Origin of the sequence: Mesorhizobium sp. M0910, assembly GCF_040319465.1 — a bacterium.
Classification (GTDB): Bacteria; Pseudomonadota; Alphaproteobacteria; order Rhizobiales; family Rhizobiaceae; genus Mesorhizobium.
In genome coordinates, this window is record NZ_JAMYNZ010000008.1 from 227,717 (window position 1) to 245,211 (window position 17,495).

General features: G+C 62.3%; 20 protein-coding genes. 8 read left to right on the forward strand and 12 right to left on the reverse strand.

From position 1 onward, the window contains the following. Nucleotides 1–60: 60 nt before the first annotated feature. The 6 genes from NKH78_RS21665 to NKH78_RS21690 all read right to left on the reverse strand — a co-directional run bounded on the left by NKH78_RS21665 (nt 61) and on the right by NKH78_RS21690 (nt 6,247). Nucleotides 61–639, reverse strand: coding sequence for a hypothetical protein (locus NKH78_RS21665; RefSeq protein WP_352506510.1), 579 nt, complete (start codon nt 637–639; stop codon nt 61–63). Between the two features lie 69 nt (nt 640–708). Then, nucleotides 709–2,022, reverse strand: coding sequence for a serine hydroxymethyltransferase (gene glyA / locus NKH78_RS21670; RefSeq protein ID WP_254817549.1), 1,314 nt, complete (start codon nt 2,020–2,022; stop codon nt 709–711). Nucleotides 2,023–2,459: 437 nt separating this feature from the next. Further along, the gene (locus tag NKH78_RS21675; protein ID WP_352738287.1) at nt 2,460–3,713 is read right to left on the reverse strand and encodes a L,D-transpeptidase family protein; all 1,254 of its coding nucleotides are present in this window, start codon (nt 3,711–3,713) and stop codon (nt 2,460–2,462) included. A gap of 352 nt (nt 3,714–4,065) precedes the next feature. Further along, on the reverse strand, nt 4,066–4,581 hold the full coding sequence (gene ldtR / locus NKH78_RS21680; RefSeq protein WP_023674486.1) for a transcriptional regulator LdtR: 516 nt from the start codon (nt 4,579–4,581) through the stop codon (nt 4,066–4,068). 203 nt (nt 4,582–4,784) lie between these two features. Beyond that, the gene (locus tag NKH78_RS21685; RefSeq protein ID WP_352506512.1) at nt 4,785–5,207 is read right to left on the reverse strand and encodes a DUF6163 family protein; all 423 of its coding nucleotides are present in this window, start codon (nt 5,205–5,207) and stop codon (nt 4,785–4,787) included. Then, entirely contained in the window at nt 5,204–6,247 is a 1,044-nt protein-coding gene (locus NKH78_RS21690) for an enoyl-CoA hydratase/isomerase family protein (RefSeq protein ID WP_352506513.1), read from the reverse strand. The genes NKH78_RS21685 and NKH78_RS21690 overlap by 4 nt, the downstream gene beginning before the upstream one ends. Before the next feature lie 144 nt (nt 6,248–6,391). Between NKH78_RS21690 and NKH78_RS21695 the strand changes: the two genes are divergently transcribed. The 3 genes from NKH78_RS21695 to NKH78_RS21705 all read left to right on the forward strand — a co-directional run bounded on the left by NKH78_RS21695 (nt 6,392) and on the right by NKH78_RS21705 (nt 9,497). Then, nucleotides 6,392–7,216, forward strand: coding sequence for a DUF8605 domain-containing protein (locus NKH78_RS21695; RefSeq protein WP_352738285.1), 825 nt, complete (start codon nt 6,392–6,394; stop codon nt 7,214–7,216). A gap of 86 nt (nt 7,217–7,302) precedes the next feature. Next, nucleotides 7,303–8,334, forward strand: coding sequence for a porphobilinogen synthase (hemB, locus tag NKH78_RS21700; RefSeq protein ID WP_352506516.1), 1,032 nt, complete (start codon nt 7,303–7,305; stop codon nt 8,332–8,334). Between the two features lie 515 nt (nt 8,335–8,849). Further along, the gene (locus tag NKH78_RS21705) at nt 8,850–9,497 is read left to right on the forward strand and encodes a dihydrofolate reductase family protein (protein WP_352477155.1); all 648 of its coding nucleotides are present in this window, start codon (nt 8,850–8,852) and stop codon (nt 9,495–9,497) included. 45 nt (nt 9,498–9,542) lie between these two features. Here NKH78_RS21705 and NKH78_RS21710 read toward each other — a convergent pair whose 3' ends face one another. Next, entirely contained in the window at nt 9,543–10,016 is a 474-nt protein-coding gene (locus NKH78_RS21710) for a polyphosphate kinase 2 family protein (RefSeq protein ID WP_352738283.1), read from the reverse strand. Nucleotides 10,017–10,296: 280 nt separating this feature from the next. Between NKH78_RS21710 and NKH78_RS21715 the strand changes: the two genes are divergently transcribed. Together NKH78_RS21715 and NKH78_RS21720 are read left to right on the forward strand one after the other, a co-directional pair. Then, nucleotides 10,297–11,340 carry an aldo/keto reductase gene (locus NKH78_RS21715; RefSeq protein ID WP_352738282.1) on the forward strand — a complete coding sequence of 348 codons (1,044 nt, stop codon included), beginning with the start codon at nt 10,297–10,299 and terminating at the stop codon, nt 11,338–11,340. A 120-nt stretch (nt 11,341–11,460) separates the two neighbouring features. Beyond that, the gene (locus tag NKH78_RS21720; RefSeq protein ID WP_352738280.1) at nt 11,461–11,619 is read left to right on the forward strand and encodes a hypothetical protein; all 159 of its coding nucleotides are present in this window, start codon (nt 11,461–11,463) and stop codon (nt 11,617–11,619) included. Nucleotides 11,620–11,670: 51 nt separating this feature from the next. Here NKH78_RS21720 and NKH78_RS21725 read toward each other — a convergent pair whose 3' ends face one another. Next, a complete protein-coding gene (locus tag NKH78_RS21725) occupies nt 11,671–11,928 on the reverse strand; it encodes a DUF982 domain-containing protein (RefSeq protein ID WP_023674477.1) in 258 nt (85 codons plus the stop codon). A gap of 96 nt (nt 11,929–12,024) precedes the next feature. Further along, nucleotides 12,025–12,687 (reverse strand): GntR family transcriptional regulator, encoded by a 663-nt coding sequence (locus NKH78_RS21730; RefSeq protein ID WP_352738279.1) that lies wholly within the window; start codon nt 12,685–12,687, stop codon nt 12,025–12,027. Nucleotides 12,688–12,868: 181 nt separating this feature from the next. On the opposite strand from NKH78_RS21730, the gene NKH78_RS21735 reads away from it, so the two are divergent. After that, complete coding sequence (locus tag NKH78_RS21735) at nt 12,869–14,128, forward strand: multidrug efflux MFS transporter (protein WP_352738278.1); 1,260 nt, start codon at nt 12,869–12,871, stop codon at nt 14,126–14,128. Nucleotides 14,129–14,181: 53 nt separating this feature from the next. Next, complete coding sequence (locus tag NKH78_RS21740) at nt 14,182–14,553, forward strand: DUF423 domain-containing protein (RefSeq protein WP_352738276.1); 372 nt, start codon at nt 14,182–14,184, stop codon at nt 14,551–14,553. A gap of 69 nt (nt 14,554–14,622) precedes the next feature. Here the strand turns inward: NKH78_RS21740 and NKH78_RS21745 are convergent, their stop codons facing one another. Continuing rightward, nucleotides 14,623–14,766, reverse strand: a complete 144-nt coding sequence (locus NKH78_RS21745) for a hypothetical protein (RefSeq protein ID WP_352649953.1) — start codon at nt 14,764–14,766, stop codon at nt 14,623–14,625. A 62-nt stretch (nt 14,767–14,828) separates the two neighbouring features. Next, nucleotides 14,829–14,972 carry a hypothetical protein gene (locus NKH78_RS21750; protein ID WP_352506522.1) on the reverse strand — a complete coding sequence of 48 codons (144 nt, stop codon included), beginning with the start codon at nt 14,970–14,972 and terminating at the stop codon, nt 14,829–14,831. Between the two features lie 164 nt (nt 14,973–15,136). On the opposite strand from NKH78_RS21750, the gene NKH78_RS21755 reads away from it, so the two are divergent. Then, nucleotides 15,137–16,219 (forward strand): LacI family DNA-binding transcriptional regulator, encoded by a 1,083-nt coding sequence (locus NKH78_RS21755; protein ID WP_352506523.1) that lies wholly within the window; start codon nt 15,137–15,139, stop codon nt 16,217–16,219. A gap of 23 nt (nt 16,220–16,242) precedes the next feature. On the opposite strand, the gene NKH78_RS21760 is transcribed toward NKH78_RS21755, so the two are convergent. Beyond that, nucleotides 16,243–17,418 carry an OpgC family protein gene (locus NKH78_RS21760; protein ID WP_352506524.1) on the reverse strand — a complete coding sequence of 392 codons (1,176 nt, stop codon included), beginning with the start codon at nt 17,416–17,418 and terminating at the stop codon, nt 16,243–16,245. Nucleotides 17,419–17,495 lie beyond the last annotated feature (77 nt).

Sequence of the window (17,495 nt, forward strand, 5' to 3'; positions counted from 1 at the left end):
AGATAGCGAGGCACGAGGAAAATTGCGAGAGTGGCAAGCAGTTGAACGGCAATACGCCAATCAGGGAGCGACGTCGCCGGTCGGGAAGCCGCAGGACGTGCCGAGATAGCGATAGGCCTTGGTGAAGCCGTCCATCGATATGGTCGCGACCGGCTTGTCGGCGAAGCTGACATCAAGGGCGCTCGTACGGCGCATGGCACGCAGTATGGCAAGCGTGGTCTCGGGTTTGTTGTCCATCATCCACTGTCCGTCGGCGATAAGATGAAAACCAGCCTTGATCTTGTCGTTAACGTCGCGAAACACCGCCGGGACGTTGTCACCTTTGGGCAAGTCACTGTTTCTCACGGCGATGATGAGGCTCGGATAGCCTCCGGGTGGCAGTACGTCGCCATTCGAGATGGCCAGCGTAAGGGTACCGGTGGTCCCGTTAGCGTCGAAAAAGACCGTCGAAGCGGCGCAGGTCTTGCGCACATCCTCACCGGTGTTGACCTCGTCCATCGTGGTGGACCACCTGCCGAAGGTCTCTGTCCTTGGCGCTGCCGGCGTCGGCTCGGTCTGCGCCAAGGCGAGGCCGGACAGCTGCAAAATGGCCGATGCCAGCAAGGCACCAAAGCCGGCGACACGGAAAGTTTGCATCATTGAGCTTCTCCGCAGGTGCCTTGCTGTCGCACCGGGATTTTCGCGCACATGGAGGACACTCGGCGTCGGTCAACCAAGATACGGGTAAAGCGGAAAACGATCCGTCAATGCCGCCACCTTGGTCTTCACAACTGCCTCGACGGCCGCATTGCCATCGTCGGAATTGGCGACTTTCAGTCCATCCAGCACCTCGGCGATCAGCTTGCCAATCTCGCGGAACTCAGCCTGGCCGAAGCCGCGCGTGGTGCCAGCCGGCGTGCCAAGCCGAACGCCCGAGGTGACGAAAGGCTTTTCCGGGTCGAAGGGGATGCCGTTCTTGTTGCAGGTGATGTTGGCGCGGCCAAGGGCAGCCTCGGCTCGCTTCCCGGTGGCGTTCTTGGGGCGCAGGTCGACCAACATCAGATGGTTGTCAGTGCCGCCGGAGACGATGTCGAGACCGGTTTCCTGCAGGCTGGAGGCCAGTGCCTTGGCATTGGCAACGACGCTCTCCGCATAGACCTTGAAGCTCGGCTTCAGCGCCTCGCCCAGGGCCACCGCCTTGGCGGCGATGACATGCATCAGCGGTCCGCCCTGCAGGCCGGGGAAGACGGCCGAATTCATCTTCTTGGCAATGTCCTCGTCATTGCACAGGATCATGCCGCCACGCGGGCCGCGCAGCGACTTGTGCGTCGTGGTGGTGACCACATGGGCATGCGGCAGCGGCGACGGATGCATGCCACCGGCGACCAGTCCGGCGATATGAGCCATATCGACCATCAGATAGGCGCCGATCGAATCGGCGATCTCGCGAAAACGCTTCCAGTCCCAGACACGTGAATAGGCTGTGCCGCCGGCCAGGATCAGCTTCGGCCTGGTCTCATGGGCGGTCTTCTCGATCGCGTCCATATCGAGCAGATGATCGTCCCGGCGCACGCCATAGGAGACGACCTTGAACCATTTGCCGCTCATATTGACCGGCGAGCCATGCGTCAGGTGCCCGCCGGAATTGAGGTCGAGACCCATGAAGGTGTCGCCGGGCTGCAGCAGCGCCAGGAACACCGCCTGGTTCATCTGGCTGCCGGAATTCGGCTGGACGTTGGCGAAGTTGCAGCCGAACAGCTTTTTCGCGCGTTCGATGGCCAGTTCCTCGGCGACATCGACAAACTGGCAGCCGCCATAGTAGCGTTTGCCTGGATAGCCCTCGGCATATTTGTTGGTCATGATCGACCCCTGCGCCTCGAGCACGGCGCGCGAGACGATGTTTTCCGAGGCAATCAGCTCGATCTCATGGCGCTGGCGACCGAGTTCGTTGCGGATGGCGCCGAAAATCTCGGGATCGGCATCGGCAAGCGTGGTTTCGAAGAAGGATTCGAATTTGTTCGACACTGCCGCTGCTGTTGCCATGGGCTGAACTCCTCAAGGTTCGGGGTCTGTCGCGCCATTAACACAGTTGCTTTCGGCCCGCCACGTTTGGAGCGCGAAATTTGCTGGCCGGATTGCGCCAGAGAGACTGGCGGCCTATTCCCTTGCCCTGCTGAAGGGCCGGCAGGCTTCGGTGAGCGTGATCTCGGTGAACAGCGCCTGCATCGTATGGTCGTTGATCTGGCCGGCGTGATGGCGCCCGCACGCCGGCAACAGAGCCGGCGATCCGGACGCGCAGCCCGAACGGCTCGGCCTTGCGCTTGTGTAATCGCGCCGAGACGCGCGTCGCGATGTCGCCGACCCAGACCCCCAGGAAGCGCAGCCCCATCCGGCGATCGGCCCAGCGAAGCTTGTCGCGAAAGACCCGGCAACGAAAAAGGCCGCCCTTCCGGCGGCCTTTTGCAAATGAACTCAGCTGCTTAGAGCGCGGATGTGATCTGCAGCTCGTTGGCTCCGTCGAGGCCGTAAATGTCGTCACGGAACTGGACCACGCCCGGCCCTGTTGACCAGGCCGAGACGTAGAGAAAATAGACCGGCACCGGGTTGGTGACTTGCACCGGCGTGTTCTCCCCGGTCTTGATCGCCGCCTCGAAATGCTGGCGATCCCAGCCCGGTGTGTCGCGCAGAATCCAGGTGACGAGGTCGCGCACGTTCTGAACGCGCACGCAGCCAGAGGAATCGAAGCGCATCAGCTTGCCGAAAAGGCTCTGCTGCGGCGTGTCGTGCATGTAGACGCCGTCCGGGCTGGGGAAATTGATCTTGACCGAGGCCATCGCGTTGCCGGAACCGGGATCCTGGCGGAAGCGATATTTTTCGGCATCGTCGGTCGACCAGTCGACCGTCATTGGGTCGACCTCGCTGCCGTCCGGCGCGAACAGGCGGATATGGCTATCCTTGAGATAGTTGGGGTCCTTCCGCATCAGCGGAATGATGTCCTTGCGCACGATCGAGACCGGCGCGTTCCAGTACGGATTGACGATGATTTCGTTGATCTTGGAATTGACGATCGGCGTCTGGCGATCGATCTTGCCGACGATCGCGGTGTGGCGCAGCACAACGCGGTCGTTCTCGACAGCCTCGATCTGCGCCGCCGGGATGTCGACCAGCACATAGCGGTTGCCAAGCGTGCCGGCCCGCTCACGCAGCCGTTGCAGATTGGTCTGCAGCTGACCAAGCCGAACCGGCGCCGACACGTTCATTGCCGCGAAAGTATATTTGCCGGTGGTCCCGTCGGCCGGCAAGCCGTGACGCAACTGGAAGCGCTTGAGCGCCGAGTCGACGTAAGAATCGAACGCTTCCGAGAGCCCGGCGCTCTGCGCCAGATCGCCCGATATCATCAAGCGCCTGCGCAGCGGCACCACATCGGGATCCTCGACGCCAAGCTGCAGCTTCTTGGCGTCTGGAACCTGCTCCCAGCCGCCTTGCGCGACGATATTCTGATACTGCATGATCGCCTGCTCGGTGAAGGACACCGTCTGCAGGCTGAAGATCGGCAGCGTCGAGGCAACCTTGCCGCCTTCGCTGGCACGCGCATCGAATTGGTCGTCCCAATTGCCACGCGCCGAGGATTTCAGGATATCCCCGATCACATCCTGTGCACTGGCGCGGCCGGCGACCATTGCGGCTGCGAGCGCGGAGGCTCCTGAAAGGAAGAAACGGCGGCTGGTTCTCATGGATGGTCCAGACATTCTTGCTACAATTCAACCCACCGGGCGGTCTCGCCCGCACTCTAGAGTTGGCTTCTTAACAATTAGCCAACCATGGCCCGCATCACTTCGGTGTAAAAACACATGGGTGTAAAAACACATGGAAGTGACTTGAGCACAGGACAAATGCACGGCTTTGGCCCAGCATCACCCGCATCTTCGGTTCCATTCGAATATGGCGGCAACGTGGCTGTTGCTCGAATTTGGATCGGCCGGCCTGACGAAACGGCAAGACCGGTGCTTTTCGGCACCGGTCTTTGGTCTGCTCCGCGGCAGCACTTCCGTGGTCCAGCTTCAGATCTTGCTGCGGCGGGTGCGATTACATCCGATAGGCGATGGTATCGTTCCAGAACCGATCCAGCCGCTGCAGGGCGCGGTTCATCTGCTTGAACTCTTCCGTGTTGATGCCGCCGACCTGCTCGATCGAGCCGACATGGCGTTCGTAAAGGCCGGCGACGACTTCCGCCACCTCGTTGCCCTTCGGCGTCAGCGAGACACGGACCGAACGGCGGTCGATGCGCGAGCGCTGGTGGTTGATGAAGCCGAGATCGACCAGCTTCTTTAGATTGTAGGAGACATTCGAGCCGAGATAATAGCCGCGCGAGCGCAGTTCGCCAGCGGTCAGCTCCGAATTGCCGATGTTGAACAGCAGCAGCGCCTGGATGGCGTTGATGTCGGAGCGACCGTTGCGGTCGAATTCGTCCTTGATCACATCAAGCAGACGGCGATGCAGCCGCTCGACCAGCTGCAGCGATTCCATGTACAGCGAACGGATCGCCTCGCGGCGGTCATCGGATACGTTGGCGGTCTTCGCCGCCGGACGCGAATTGATCATTGTCTTTGCCTCTCGTTTGTCGCCCGGTGATTTTTTTGTTCTTCACCTTGATCGCGACACTATCGAATACTCATAAAATTCGACTTAAACGCCAAGGCTAACAAGAGCTTACCGGTAAGGGGTTTCGAAAGAGGCTTAACGGACGGTCACCCGAGCAAGGATGATTAACCTAAAGATTTAGCCAACGATCCTGGCCGGAATTGCTATCGCCGGGCTTGCCGCTTCTGGATCCAGATCACCACGCGGAACACTATGTAGAGCAGCGCCACCGCAAGGTGCGAGGCGACGATCAGCGGCCGGCGGCCGAACAAGTCGGGGAAGCCAGCATACATGACGCACTCGGTCACCGCGCAGATGAACCAGATCACCGGCCCCCAGGACGCCAGCATCCACAGGCCGGCGGCAGCGAATGGAAAAAACACCGCCAGCACCACCGCCGCCACCTGCCAGTGCACCGGCATCAGATCGAAGCGCCACAACTGGCCGGGGTAAACGCCGATCAGCCGGATCCAGTACAAGATGCCGAACAGCAGACAATAGCCGGCGATAACGCGCTGGAACCAGGCGAAGATGACCTCGATCGTCGAGGGCTGCAGCACCACGCGTCTCGAGGTGGCCTCGCTCACAGCTTCAGTTCCCGTTCGCCGAGCGATGCGAAATAGGCATCGACGTCGGCGGCGCTGACGTCATCGATGCCTGCCGGCCGCCATTGCGGCGTCGAGCCTTTATCGATGATGGCGGCGCGGATACCTTCATAGAAGTCGTGCCCGACAAGCATACGGTTGAGGATACGGAACTCCATTTTCATGCACTCGTCCATCGACAACGTCTGCCCGGCGCTGATCTGGCGCCACGCGACATGCAGGCTGGTCGGTGAACGTGTGCGGATGGTGGCCAGCGTCTTTGCCGCGAACTCGTCGGCGATGGCTGCCCGCTCCAGGCTGGCGACCATATCGGCCAGTGACGGCTGCGCGAAATGCCGAGCGATGGCTTCCAGCGTCGGCCTGTCTGTCTCGCGTTTGGCCGGGACGAAGCAGCCGCGCAGCACCGATTCCGGGTCGCCGCTTGCCGCCAGCCGGTCGAGAAAGCCGGGCTGGTCCTCCGCCTTGATCGTATGGGTGGCGAGGCCCGACCACAAAGCATCGCCATAGCGGATGCGGTTGCCGGTCAGCGCCAGATACATGCCGAAGCTGCCGCCGAGATCCGGCAACAGATGGCTGGCGCCGACATCCGGGAAAAAGCCGATGCCGACCTCTGGCATGGCAAATTGCGCGTTCTCGGTCAGCACCCGCTGCGAGCCATGGAAGGAGATGCCGACGCCGCCGCCCATGACGATGCCGTCGATCAGGGCGACATAGGGTTTCTTGAAACGGGCGATGCGGGCGTTCAGCCGGTACTCGTCGGCGAAGAACTCGACCGGCGGTTTTCCAGCCCGGCCGGCTTCGTAGATGTGGAGGATGTCGCCGCCCGCCGAAAATGCCCTGCCCTCGGCCTTGACGACGACGACGTCGACACCATCGTCGCGTTCCCAGCTGCGCAGCGCCTTGTCCAGCGCCTTGACCATGCGGTGGGTTACGGCATTGAGCGCCTGCGGCCGCGTCAGCGTGACGACGCCGGCCCTGCCCAACCTTTCGAAGCGAATCTCGTCGCCTCCGCCAAAATCCATCGCCAGAGAATCCCTCCCGCGCCCGCCGGGAGTGAAGTGCTAATGCGTGGCGCATAGCCACGTCAATGGCAGCGCCAATCCCGCCTGCTGGCCCGTGGCCGCAGCCGGTGCTAATGCTGGCGCTTTGAACTGGAAGGTTGGGCCATGCCTTGGTTGCCACGCCTTGCTGTTGTGGTGGTCGGCCTAATCGCTGCGAACACTCCTCCCGTATCGGCCGAAACCGTGGATAGTCTCTACCAGTCGCAGACCATCGTCACCGGCCAGGGCGAGGTCAATCGCCAGATCGGTTTCAAGACATGTTTGGATGCGGTGCTGGTCCGTGTCTCCGGTGATCAGCGGCTGGCGAAAAAACCTGAGGTGGCGGCGCTGCGCGACAAGGCCGGCAGCTTCGTTGCCGAATTCCGCTACCACGACCGCCTTGAAGGCATTCCGGTCCATGACGAACAAGGCACGCACGACCGGCCGCATGATCTCACCTGCCTATACAGGCCCGACGTCATCGATCCGGTGCTTGCCGCGCTTGGCAGCAAGCCATGGCTTGCCGAGCGGCCACGCCTGGCGATTTTTCTGGCGGCGGAGCAAGGCACAAGGCATTTCGCGCTGACTGCCGACGACCAGCGCGGGGCGGCGATGCGCGAATCCTTCGTCAATGCCACCGGTCCGCTGGTCATGCGGATTTTGTTTCCCGAAGCGTCGATGCTGTCGGCCTCGAAGCTTGACGACCGGGCCCTGCGCCATGCCGATATGGCGACGCTGGACCAGCTTGCCCGAAAGGCCGGTGCCGATCAGGCGCTCGCCGGCAGCCTGATCTGGAGCGACAAAGAGTTGGGCTGGATCGCCGATTGGCGGCTTGCCATGAACGGCAAGGCTTATAAGTGGCAAGTGCGCGGTGTCAGCTTCGACGAGGCATTCCGCGTCGCCATGCGGGGTGCTGCGCAGATCCTGTCGGGCAATGGTCAACCAGAATAACGCCCAACAGGACCGCTGGCACAATCGTGTCGCATTGGTCAGCAGCGAAGGCTCGTGGTAAAAGCCGCCCGTCCGGAGTTTTGGCGATGAACAAATTCACACCTGCAAAGCCTGCCGGCGCGCGCAGCGTCGACGAGATCACCGGCAGCCGGCGGCTGCGGCGCATGCGCAAGGCCGATTGGTCGCGCCGCCTTGTCCAGGAGAACCGGCTCTCGGTCGACGATCTGATCTGGCCGATCTTCGTCGTCGACGGCAGACAAGTGCGCGAACCGATCGCCGCCATGCCCGGCGTGTTCCGCCTGTCGCTCGACCTCGCCGTCAAGGAGGCTGAGCGCGCGGCCAAGCTTGGCATTCCGGCGATCGCCACTTTCCCCAATGTGGAGCTCGGCCTGCGCGATCAGACCGGTTCGCACATCCTCGATCCCGAAAACATCATCAACCGCGCCACCCGCGCCATCAAGCGGGCGGTGCCGGAGATCGGCATCATCACCGACGCGGCGCTGGATCCGTTCACCTCGCATGGCCATGACGGCATCTTGCGCGAGGGCATTATCGTCAATGATGAAACGGTGGAGCAGGTGTCGGCGGCGGCCGTCATTCAGGCGGCGGCGGGGGCCGACATCATTGCCCCCTCGGACATGATGGACGGCCGGATCGGTGCCATCCGCGATGCGCTCGACGCCAATGGATTTCAGGATGTAGCGATCATGTCCTATGCGACCAAGTTCGCATCCGCCTTTTACGGCCCCTATCGTGAGGCGGTCGGCACCGCCGGCCTGCTCAAGGGCGACAAGAAGACCTATTACATCGACCACGCCAATTCCGACGAAGCGGTGCGCGAGGCCGAGCAGGATCTAGCCGAAGGCGCCGACATGCTGATGGTCAAGCCCGGCCTGCCCTATCTCGACATCATCCGCCGGCTGAAGGACGAGTTGCAGATGCCGACCTTCGCCTATCAGGTCTCGGGCGAATATTCGATGATCAAGGCCGCCGCCGCCAATGGCTGGATCGACGGCGACAAGGCGATGCTGGAATCGCTGCTCGCGTTCAAGCGCGCCGGCTGCGACGGGATTCTCACCTACTTTGCGCCCGAAGTAGCGGCGATGCTGAAGGGATAGGTGATCGCATCGTTTTGGGACTTTGGTGCATGGGATGGGGCCTGTCGTAAACCTTCGGGATTGGCCGAATCCTCCCTCCCCCTCGTCATCCTGGGGCGAGCAGGAGCGAAGCTCCGTCGCGGAGACCCCAGGATCCATGCCGTGACCTGGCGGCAGTGCTCCGGCGGATCGAAAACCGAACGCAACCATCCGGTTCTCCGAAAAAGTTCGAACCATTCCGGATTGGTCTTCTTGATCTCCATTCGCGTGGTTCGTCGTTCTGGGCCGCTGTGTTCTTCGGCCGATGTCACGGCATGGATCCTAGGGTCTGCGCCGCGTCGCTTCGCTCCTTGCTTCGCCCCAGGATGACGACGGGATGGTTGGTTATGGCCAATCGCCAGCGTTGGGAGATTGGCGGTTGTGGCCCAGCCGTTCATCGCTAGCCGGCGATCCAAAAACACCGCTTGCAAAATGCAATCAGTTAAGCTAACCCGATAACTGCTTGCATGTCACAATTGGTTATCGAGGAGGCTCTCATGTCCAAACTTCGCGTCAGCGCTTTCACCCTGTCGATCGACGGCTTCGGCGCCGGTCCCGACCAAGACCTGAAGAACCCGCTGGGTGTTGGCGGGGAAGCCCTGCACGGATGGATGTTTGGCACCCGCACTTTCCGCAAGATGGTCCTCGGCAAGGATGGCGGGACCACGGACACTGACGAGGCGTTCGCCGCACGCAGCTTCGAAAACGTCGGCGCATGGATCCTCGGCCGCAACATGTTTGGGCCAATCCGCGGCGAATGGCCGGATGACAGCTGGAAAGGCTGGTGGGGTGACAACCCGCCCTACCATGTGCCGGTCTTCGTGCTCACGCATCATCCGCGTGATCCGATTGTCATGGAGGGCGGCACGACCTTCTATTTCGTGACCGATGGCATCCACTCAGCGCTGCAAAAGGCGAAAGCAGCGGCTGACGGCAAGGACATAAGGCTCGGCGGCGGCGTCGCAACGATCCGGCAATATCTCCAGGAAAAGCTCATCGACGAATTGCATCTGGCGATCTCACCGGTCCTGCTGGGCGCCGGCGAGAACCTTTTTGCCGGCATCGACATGCCCAAGCTCGGCTATCGCTGCAGCGAGCAGGTCGCGACGCCGAAAGCCACGCACGTCATCATCGAGCGTACCTAGCTTGTCGCAGGGCGCCACAGAGCAGCGCCCTCCTCGCCGCTTTAGTCAGTACTTCTCCGGCACATACAGTTCGCGCGGCAGTACCTGGCGCTTGTATTCGGGATTGAAGACGCGCTCCGGCAGTGTGATCTCTTCGTGCGGCGCCTCCTCATAAGGCATCTGCTTGAGGAGTTGGTCGATGCAGTTCAGCCGTGCCCGTTTCTTGTCGTTGCCCTCGACGATGAACCACGGGGCGCCACCCTTGCCCGCCGAGTCGCGGCCCTCGAAGACCACGACGAGCTTCTTCTTGTGATAGGCGACCCAGGACTGCAGCTTGATCAATTCGGATTGCAGCGTGATGAGATCGCGAAAATACTGCAGGCGGTCGATCGATGGCGGATGCGCATTCTTGTAGATCTTGGCGATCTCCATCGACAGCGCCGGCTCCGAGATTTCCAGCTCATAATCTTCGTCGAGCGTGTCGGCGAGTTCCGCTTCCAGCCAGTCCCTGGCCGGAGAATTCTGTTTTATCTCGGTCATTTGCGCTGCTCCGCTTACAGTCCTTGCCGGCCGCTGTCAGGCGCTCCGCCGCCCGGCCCGGCGGCCGGAAATCGAAGCGCTGAACCGATGTTAGTATAGGCCGGCAATGACGGTTTTTATTGCAGCCACTGCTGCGCTGGCTGTGCGTTCAATCGGAAAGATGTGATCGAGCTTGCCCTGCGGAACTGGCGACAAGCGGAACGAATTATCCTACAAATGCCCGGTTCATTGAGGGCTGTCGTTTGCAACGCCCTTTCCCGATAAATCGTGAGGATACGACATGGAATACCGCACTCTCGGCCGTTCCGGGCTGAAGGTTTCGACGCTGACCATGGGCACCATGACGTTCGGTGGCGGCGGCGCGTTTTCGGCGGTCGGCAAGACCGACCTCGACGAGGCGCGCCGGATGATCGACCTTTGCATCGATGCCGGCGTCAATGTCATCGACACCGCCAACGTCTATTCGAACGGCGTGTCGGAAGAGATCATCGGCGAGGCGCTCGGAGGCAAGCGCAAGGGCGACGTGCTGATCGCCTCCAAGGCGCGCATGCGGATCGGCAAAGGCCCCAACGATGAAGGCTTGTCGCGCTACCATCTGATCCGCGAATGCGAGAGGAGCCTGAGGCGCCTCAGGACCGATGTCATCGACATCTATTTCCTGCACGAGTGGGATGGCCTGACACCGCTTGAGGAAACTATCGCCGCGCTCGACACTCTGGTCACGCAGGGCAAGGTCCGTTATGTCGGCTGCTCCAATTATTCCGGCTGGCAAGTGATGAAGGGGCTGGGGATCAGTGACCGTCATCACCAGCCGCGCTTCGTCACCCAGCAGATCCATTACACGTTGGAAGCGCGCGAGGCCGAGTATGAATTGTTGCCGATCTCGGTCGACCAGGGGCTCGGCGTGCTGGTCTGGAGCCCGCTTGCCGGCGGGTTGCTGTCCGGCAAATACCACCGTGACCAGCCGACCGCCCGCCAGCTCAGCGGATGGTCGGAACCGCCGATCCGCGACGAGGACCGGCTGTGGCGGATCGTCGACGCGCTGATCGACATTGGCAACAACCACGGTGTGTCGGCGGCGCAGGTGGCGCTTGCCTGGCTACTCGGCCGGCCCGCCGTCAGCTCGTTGGTGATCGGCGGACGAACCGAAGCGCATTTCAAAGACAATATCGCCGCTGCAAGCCTGGTGCTTGGCGATGAGGAGCGCACACGGCTCGACGCGGTCAGCAGGCCGCCCGTGCTCTATCCCTACTGGCACCAGCAGTTCACCGCAAAGGACCGGTTCGGTCCGGCCGATCTCATCCTCGACCGCGATGGCGCCTGAAAACAGCCTGAAGCCAGGCTCCCGGACTGCGCCGAGATATGGAGCCGATCGTGCTCTGCGGTGTTGTGTTTGCGGCCCAATGCTCCTAGGCAAAGGCCAAGCACAATGAAAGGAACCGATATGGCACGAGCACCGAACTACGGTCAGGAGCGCAAGGAACGCGACCGGCAGAAGGCTGCCAAGAGGGCGGAAAAGCAGGCTGCCAAGGTCGCAGCCAAGGAGCGATCGAAGCCCGAGGGCGAGAGCGAGTCCCAAACCAAAACCGAAACGGCCGAGTGATGACACCCGGCCTGTCAGGCGGTCCGGGCCTCCGTCAAATCCCGCTATGCCTCAGGCGGGCGCCTTGTCGCTGACGAAGACGTTCACTTCACGAGCTGCGGCAATGAAGGCCCGTCTTGCGTTCATGGCCGGCTTGTCGCCGGCCAGCGCATCATGACAGGCCTGCAGCGCTTCGCGGTGCTTGGGACTGCGCTTGCCGGGCCAATTGTTGAGGAGGTAGTCGGAAGCCTCGCGGGCCGTACGCAAGAGCTGATTGCTTCCCGCCGCGCCCTTGACGGTCACGGGTGTGTCAAATCGGTTGTTTTCCATCGCCGCTCTTACGCCATCGGCATTTGCGAAGCGAGACCGAAAGTAGCATTCTTCGCTCATCTGCCCTTTTCGTGATCAATGGCAGCCGATCCTCACTCAAGCGACGACGGCAAATCCCCTGGCGCGGAGGCCACGCCGGTCGTTGCGCAGCGAGGTCACCAGCCGGTCGCGGCTGCCAATGATGTGGGCTGAAAGCAGGTGGGCGGCGCTATCGGCATCGCCGGCCCGCACCGCCGACAGAATGGCATGGTGTTCGGCCCAGGCACGGCCAAGTGCTGCCTCGTCGCGAACCTCGAGCCAGCGGGCGCGCGACAGGCGTGTCATCGCGTCGCGAACCGCTCTGAACAGGAACTCGTTGCCGGACAGTCGCGCCAGCTCGATATGAAAATCCATGCCGACGCGATGCCATTCCTCGCGCGGCGTCTTGTCGTCGCAAGAATCGAGCATCGCCTCGACGATTTCGACGGCACTCCTGTCCTGCAAGATGCAAGTTATTCTGAGTGCCGCGACCTCGACCGCCTCGCGATAGACGGCAATCTGCTCGAGCTCAGCAAGATTGATAGGCGAGACCGTCCAGCCGCGGCCGTCGCGGCAGATCAGGCCTTCGGTCTCGAGCCGCAGCAATGCCGCCCTGACCGGCGTACGCGAGGCGCCGAAACGGCTTTCGACCCAGCGCTCCGTCAGCCGCTCGCCCGGACCGATCTCGAGCCCGAGGATCATCTCGCGAAGCTGCCTTTCGACGTTTTGCATCTGCGACATTGGCGTTCCGTTTGTTGGAGCCGGTTCATTGGCTCTCTGTTCACCGGCCATTTGTTGCCGATCACTTTGCAGCGGCCGCATTGACAGCGACCAGCCTTGCGTCCATGACGGATACCAATCCGGTATACCAAAATGGGATCCACAACAAGTTTTCATCCAAGCCGGCCGGAGAGGACAGGACATGCCGCAAGACGCCACCCTCGCCACGCAAGGCACGCACAACGTCCACTGGCGTCGCAATCTCGCCGTGTGTTTTGCCGGCTCGTTCAGCACGCTTGTAGCGATGACGCTGCTGTTGCCCTTCCTGCCGCTTTACGTCGAGCAGTTGGGCGCCGAGGGTCACGCGGCGATCGTCCAGTGGTCGGGCATTGCCTACGGCGCAACCTTCCTTGCTGCCGCGCTGGTCGCACCGCTGTGGGGGCGGCTAGGCGACCGCTACGGCCGCAAACTGATGCTGGTGCGTGCCAGTTTCGGCATGGCGCTGTGCATGTCGCTGACCGGCATGGTGCAGACCGTCTGGCAATTGGTGCTCCTGCGCCTGCTGATCGGCTTTGCCGGCGGCTATTCTTCGGGCTCGACCATCCTGGTTGCCATGCAGACGCCGAAGGATCGCTCCGGCTGGGCGCTGGGCGTGCTGTCGGCCGGCATAACCGCCGGTGCCCTGGTCGGTCCGCTGCTCGGCGGCGCGCTGCCGCCGCTGATTGGAATCCGCGCCACCTTCCTGCTCGCCGGCGGCGTCATTTTCCTGGCGTTTCTGGCAACCACCTTGCTGATCAGGGAGGCCCCTCGCCCGGTTGCCGTCAAGGCGGCCTCACAAGAAAACGCGAGAGGCGGCTGGTCGCAGATTCCCGACAAGCGCCCCGTCGTCGCCATGCTGGCGACCGGCATGCTGTTGAGTTTTGCCAGCATGTCGATCGAGCCGATCATCACCGTCTATGTCCAACAGCTCATCGAAGATCAGAGCCAGGTCACGCTGATCTCCGGCATCGTCATGTCCGCGGCAGCGCTCGGCGCCATCCTGTCGGCGTCGCGGCTCGGCAAGCTCGCCGACCGTATCGGCCACTGGAACGTAATCGTTGCCGCACTCGCCGTCTCGGCGCTGCTCCTGATCCCGCAGGCCTTCGTTACGCAGGGCTGGCAACTCGTCGGACTGCGTTTCCTGATGGGCCTGGCGCTTGGCGGTCTCGTGCCCTGCATCACCAGCGTCATCCGCCACAATGTGCCAGACGGCGTCGGCGGCGGTATGCTGGGCTTGTCGATCTCGGCGCAATATGTCGGCCAGGTCGCCGGACCGTTGCTCGGCGGCTTCGTCGGCGGCCATTTCGGTATGCGCTCGGTGTTTCTCGGCACATCCGTGCTGATGGCGGGCGGAGCGGCCTATAACTGGCTGGTCCAGTCACGCCGCGAACGCGCCATGCTGGCGGAAGCCGGCAAATCCTGACACGGTTCGCCGCACTATCTCAGGCGGTCGCCAGGAATCGCGGAGGCGTGGAAATGAGCATGGCTGAACAGACGGCGGGCAGTCGCATTCTGATTTTTGCCGGCGCCCTATGCGGCGGAACCGGCGTGGCTCTTTCGGCGGCGGCGGCACATCTCGGCGGCGCTTTCGTCGGTACGGCCGCATCCTTCCTGCTCATGCATGCGCCGGTCTTCCTTACCGTCGGGCTGCTCGGTGGCAATAGAATCCTGCGAACCGGAAGCCTCATCCTTCTCGTCGGGCTTCTGCTGTTCTCGGGAGATCTTTTGGCCCGCGACTTCCTTGGCTCGCGGCTGTTCCCGATGTCGGCGCCGATCGGCGGCACGTTGCTCATCGGCGGCTGGCTCGTGATGGCCGCCTCGGCGCTGGTACACCCGCGCCGCCATTGATGCGGCAACCAATGGCGGCCGCTGCTCTTTCCCCAGCCGCGCTCGATCCACGAGCTCCGTCTTGCCAGCTCAGTCTCGCGGACGTTCGGGCCGGACTTGGCCGTCGCGCTTGGGCGTCTTGACTATACGCCGTCGCTCCAGCCGTTCGGTGGCCGGCGAGATGCCCCAATAATTGCGATAGATGTCTTCGAACAGATGCTTGATCGGATGCATGGCTTAATCTCCTCTAGCTTTTTGAATCGATCCAACCCGCGGGGACAAAAATAGGCCGCCGATCAGCTCCGCTTGCGTCCTACGAGGAAACGCAGGTCGCGAATCCACGGACCGGTCCTGTCGCGCCCCTTACGGACATCCGCGCCCGAGCGGATGCTCCAGTCGTTCCGGTAAATGTCCTCGAACAGATAATTGACGGGGTGCATGGCGCTCTCCTCTTGTATCGATCCAATCTGCGGATAAAAACCGCTCTTGGATCGATTCAAGAATACGCGTCACATTATAAATGTCAAGCAGAAATTTGAATCGATCCAAGGAAGATGTTAGGTAATCGGCGATACTGTTGGACAGGAGTCCTGGAGACAAACAAATGGCATCACTCACCGAAGGCGGCAGGAGGCCCATCCGGCTGGCGGACATCGCCAAGGCCGCGGGCGTATCGCACGGCACTGCCTCCAATGTCTTCAGCCGTCCCGAAATCGTGCGCGAGGAGGTCCGCGAGCGGGTCAAGGCGGCGGCCGACGCGCTGGGCTACGCCGGCCCGGATCCCAAGGGCCGCCTGCTGCGCGCCGGCAAGGTCAATGCAATCGGCGTCGCCACAACCGAGCCGCTGTCTTATTTCTTCGACGACCCGTTTGCCCGCGTGATGATGGCCGGCATCTCGGAGGCCTGCGACGCCACCGGCGCGGGAATAGCCCTCGTGTCGGCTGGCAACGAGGAAAAACTTGCCTGGAATATCCAGAGCGCCCTCGTGGACGGCTTCATCCTGTTCTGCATCGAGGGCGGTCCGCGTCTCGTTGAGCTGACGCGCGAACGAAAGCTCCCCTTCGTCGCGCTCGAGCTCGGCTCGCAGGACGACACGGTCTCCGCGATCAGTATCGACAATGTTGCCGGCGGCCGGCTCGCGGCGCGCCATCTGGCGGAACTTGGACATCGCCGCTTCGCCGTGTTGTCGCTGGCCTTCGCCGACGACAGCACCGGTCTTGTCTCGCCCGAGCAGGTCCGGACGGCGTCCTATACCGGAACCCGTGATCGCCTCCTCGGCTATTTCGAAGAGCTTTCCCGGTTTGGTGTCGACACCACCAAAGTGCCGGTCTACGAGACCGAAAACGATAAGGCGAGCACAAGGGCTGGCCTTGAAACCATCTTCGCCTCGGCGGAACCGCCGACCGCCATCCTGGCGATGTCGGACCGGATCGCAATGGTGGCATTGGAATGGCTCAACGCACGGGGCATCGCGGTTCCCCGCGATGTTTCCGTCGTCGGCTTCGACGGCGTGCCTGAAGCCGCAACTTGCGAGCCTCCGCTCACCACCATCGCCCAGCCGATCGCCGAGATCGGCCGCCGGGCAGCGCGAAGAATCCTCGACTTCGACGGCACGGTGCGGCGAGAAACGCTCGACGTCGAACTTGTCGTCAGGGCATCGTCCGGACCACCGCCAAGTACAGGCTGACTGGGGCAGATCGGCTCCAAATCTTATCTATTGGCCGCCATGGGACCGATGCCAAAGGATGGACGAACAGGCAGCGCCTCGTTGCGGACCGGCTTGCCCTTGCCGGACCAGCCGATTGCGGACAGCCACTCCAGATAAAAGGCGAGCGCGAACTGCATGGCGATGCCGGCGGCGAGCAGCAGACTGTCATAGGCAATGCCGCCCGGGTTGATCAGCTTCATCACCTGCGCCGCCATGGCAATCACCGTGCCGGCAATGAAAACCGGCAGCGAGCGTTTGCCCAATATGGCGAGCGGATTGTCGCGGCCGGTGCGGAACAGGTTCGAGACGAAAGGCAAGGCGACGACCAGATAGCTCATCGCCAGGATGTGCAGCAGCCGCGGCAACGACAGGAACGTCTTGTCGAAACCGGTCAGCACCACCGGCAGGTCGAGCCATGACACATGCCCCCACAGCGGGCTATGCACCCAGACGAGCGCCGTCAGCACATAGGCGGCCGCCGCGCCGACCAGCCATCGATTGACCGGGATGGTGCCGCCGCGCCGCACATGCAACACGCTGGCCATGCCGATATTGAACAGCAATTGCCATGACAGCGGATTGAGGAACCAGAACCCGGGCTCCGGGTAGTTCGGCGGCGCGATCTGGTAGATTCCGGCAACCAGCCAAAGGGCTGCGGACACGGCAAGCGCGGCCAGTGGCCTGTAGCTGATGAACAGCAGGAAGGCCGGCGCCATCAACAGCAGCACCGCATAGACCGGCAGTATGTTGTTGTAACCGAGCTGATGGCCGAGCGTGACGACACCGACCAGGACTTGCGGCGGATTCCTGACGAGCGGCTCGATGTTGATCAGCGTCAGAAGGTCCGGCCGTTTCGCAAACACCGCCGCTGCGCAGAAGATGGCCATGACCACCATCGTCGTGACGATGTGGGTGACATAGAGCACGCCGGCGCGGCGCCACATCTTCAGCGTTGCGACCAACCGGTTTCCCGGCTGGAATCTGGTGCCGTAGGCAAGAGCGACGGACATGCCGGAGATCAGCACGAAGGCCTCGGCCGCATCCGAAAACCCGAAATTCTTGTAGGTCAGGGTTTCGAAAACTGTGCCCGGCACGTGGTCGATGAATATGGTCAGGAGGGCGAGTGCCCGGAACACGTCAATACGCGTATCGCGTTCCGGCGAAACTGGCATGGTCATCGATAAAAGGCCTTAAAGCTGGTTGTTCATGCGCGGTATGCGACCACCCGGGCGACCACCCGGCGCACACTGCTTCG

Excerpts from the sequence above, each read along its gene's own strand:
- NKH78_RS21715 (WP_352738282.1), top strand. The coding sequence starts at position 10,297 with ATGGAATACCGCACTCTCGGCCGTTCCGGGCTGAAGGTTTCGACGCTG.
- glyA (WP_254817549.1), bottom strand. The coding sequence starts at position 2,022 with ATGGCAACAGCAGCGGCAGTGTCGAACAAATTCGAATCCTTCTTCGAA.
- NKH78_RS21705 (WP_352477155.1), top strand. The coding sequence starts at position 8,850 with ATGTCCAAACTTCGCGTCAGCGCTTTCACCCTGTCGATCGACGGCTTC.
- NKH78_RS21675 (WP_352738287.1), bottom strand. The coding sequence starts at position 3,713 with ATGAGAACCAGCCGCCGTTTCTTCCTTTCAGGAGCCTCCGCGCTCGCA.
- NKH78_RS21720 (WP_352738280.1), top strand. The coding sequence starts at position 11,461 with ATGGCACGAGCACCGAACTACGGTCAGGAGCGCAAGGAACGCGACCGG.
- NKH78_RS21730 (WP_352738279.1), bottom strand. The coding sequence starts at position 12,687 with ATGTCGCAGATGCAAAACGTCGAAAGGCAGCTTCGCGAGATGATCCTC.
- NKH78_RS21750 (WP_352506522.1), bottom strand. The coding sequence starts at position 14,972 with ATGCACCCCGTCAATTATCTGTTCGAGGACATTTACCGGAACGACTGG.
- NKH78_RS21760 (WP_352506524.1), bottom strand. The coding sequence starts at position 17,418 with ATGACCATGCCAGTTTCGCCGGAACGCGATACGCGTATTGACGTGTTC.
- NKH78_RS21665 (WP_352506510.1), bottom strand. The coding sequence starts at position 639 with ATGATGCAAACTTTCCGTGTCGCCGGCTTTGGTGCCTTGCTGGCATCG.
- NKH78_RS21735 (WP_352738278.1), top strand. The coding sequence starts at position 12,869 with ATGCCGCAAGACGCCACCCTCGCCACGCAAGGCACGCACAACGTCCAC.
- NKH78_RS21695 (WP_352738285.1), top strand. The coding sequence starts at position 6,392 with ATGCCTTGGTTGCCACGCCTTGCTGTTGTGGTGGTCGGCCTAATCGCT.
- NKH78_RS21725 (WP_023674477.1), bottom strand. The coding sequence starts at position 11,928 with ATGGAAAACAACCGATTTGACACACCCGTGACCGTCAAGGGCGCGGCG.
- NKH78_RS21690 (WP_352506513.1), bottom strand. The coding sequence starts at position 6,247 with ATGGATTTTGGCGGAGGCGACGAGATTCGCTTCGAAAGGTTGGGCAGG.
- hemB (WP_352506516.1), top strand. The coding sequence starts at position 7,303 with ATGAACAAATTCACACCTGCAAAGCCTGCCGGCGCGCGCAGCGTCGAC.
- ldtR (WP_023674486.1), bottom strand. The coding sequence starts at position 4,581 with ATGATCAATTCGCGTCCGGCGGCGAAGACCGCCAACGTATCCGATGAC.
- NKH78_RS21755 (WP_352506523.1), top strand. The coding sequence starts at position 15,137 with ATGGCATCACTCACCGAAGGCGGCAGGAGGCCCATCCGGCTGGCGGAC.
- NKH78_RS21745 (WP_352649953.1), bottom strand. The coding sequence starts at position 14,766 with ATGCATCCGATCAAGCATCTGTTCGAAGACATCTATCGCAATTATTGG.
- NKH78_RS21740 (WP_352738276.1), top strand. The coding sequence starts at position 14,182 with ATGAGCATGGCTGAACAGACGGCGGGCAGTCGCATTCTGATTTTTGCC.
- NKH78_RS21710 (WP_352738283.1), bottom strand. The coding sequence starts at position 10,016 with ATGACCGAGATAAAACAGAATTCTCCGGCCAGGGACTGGCTGGAAGCG.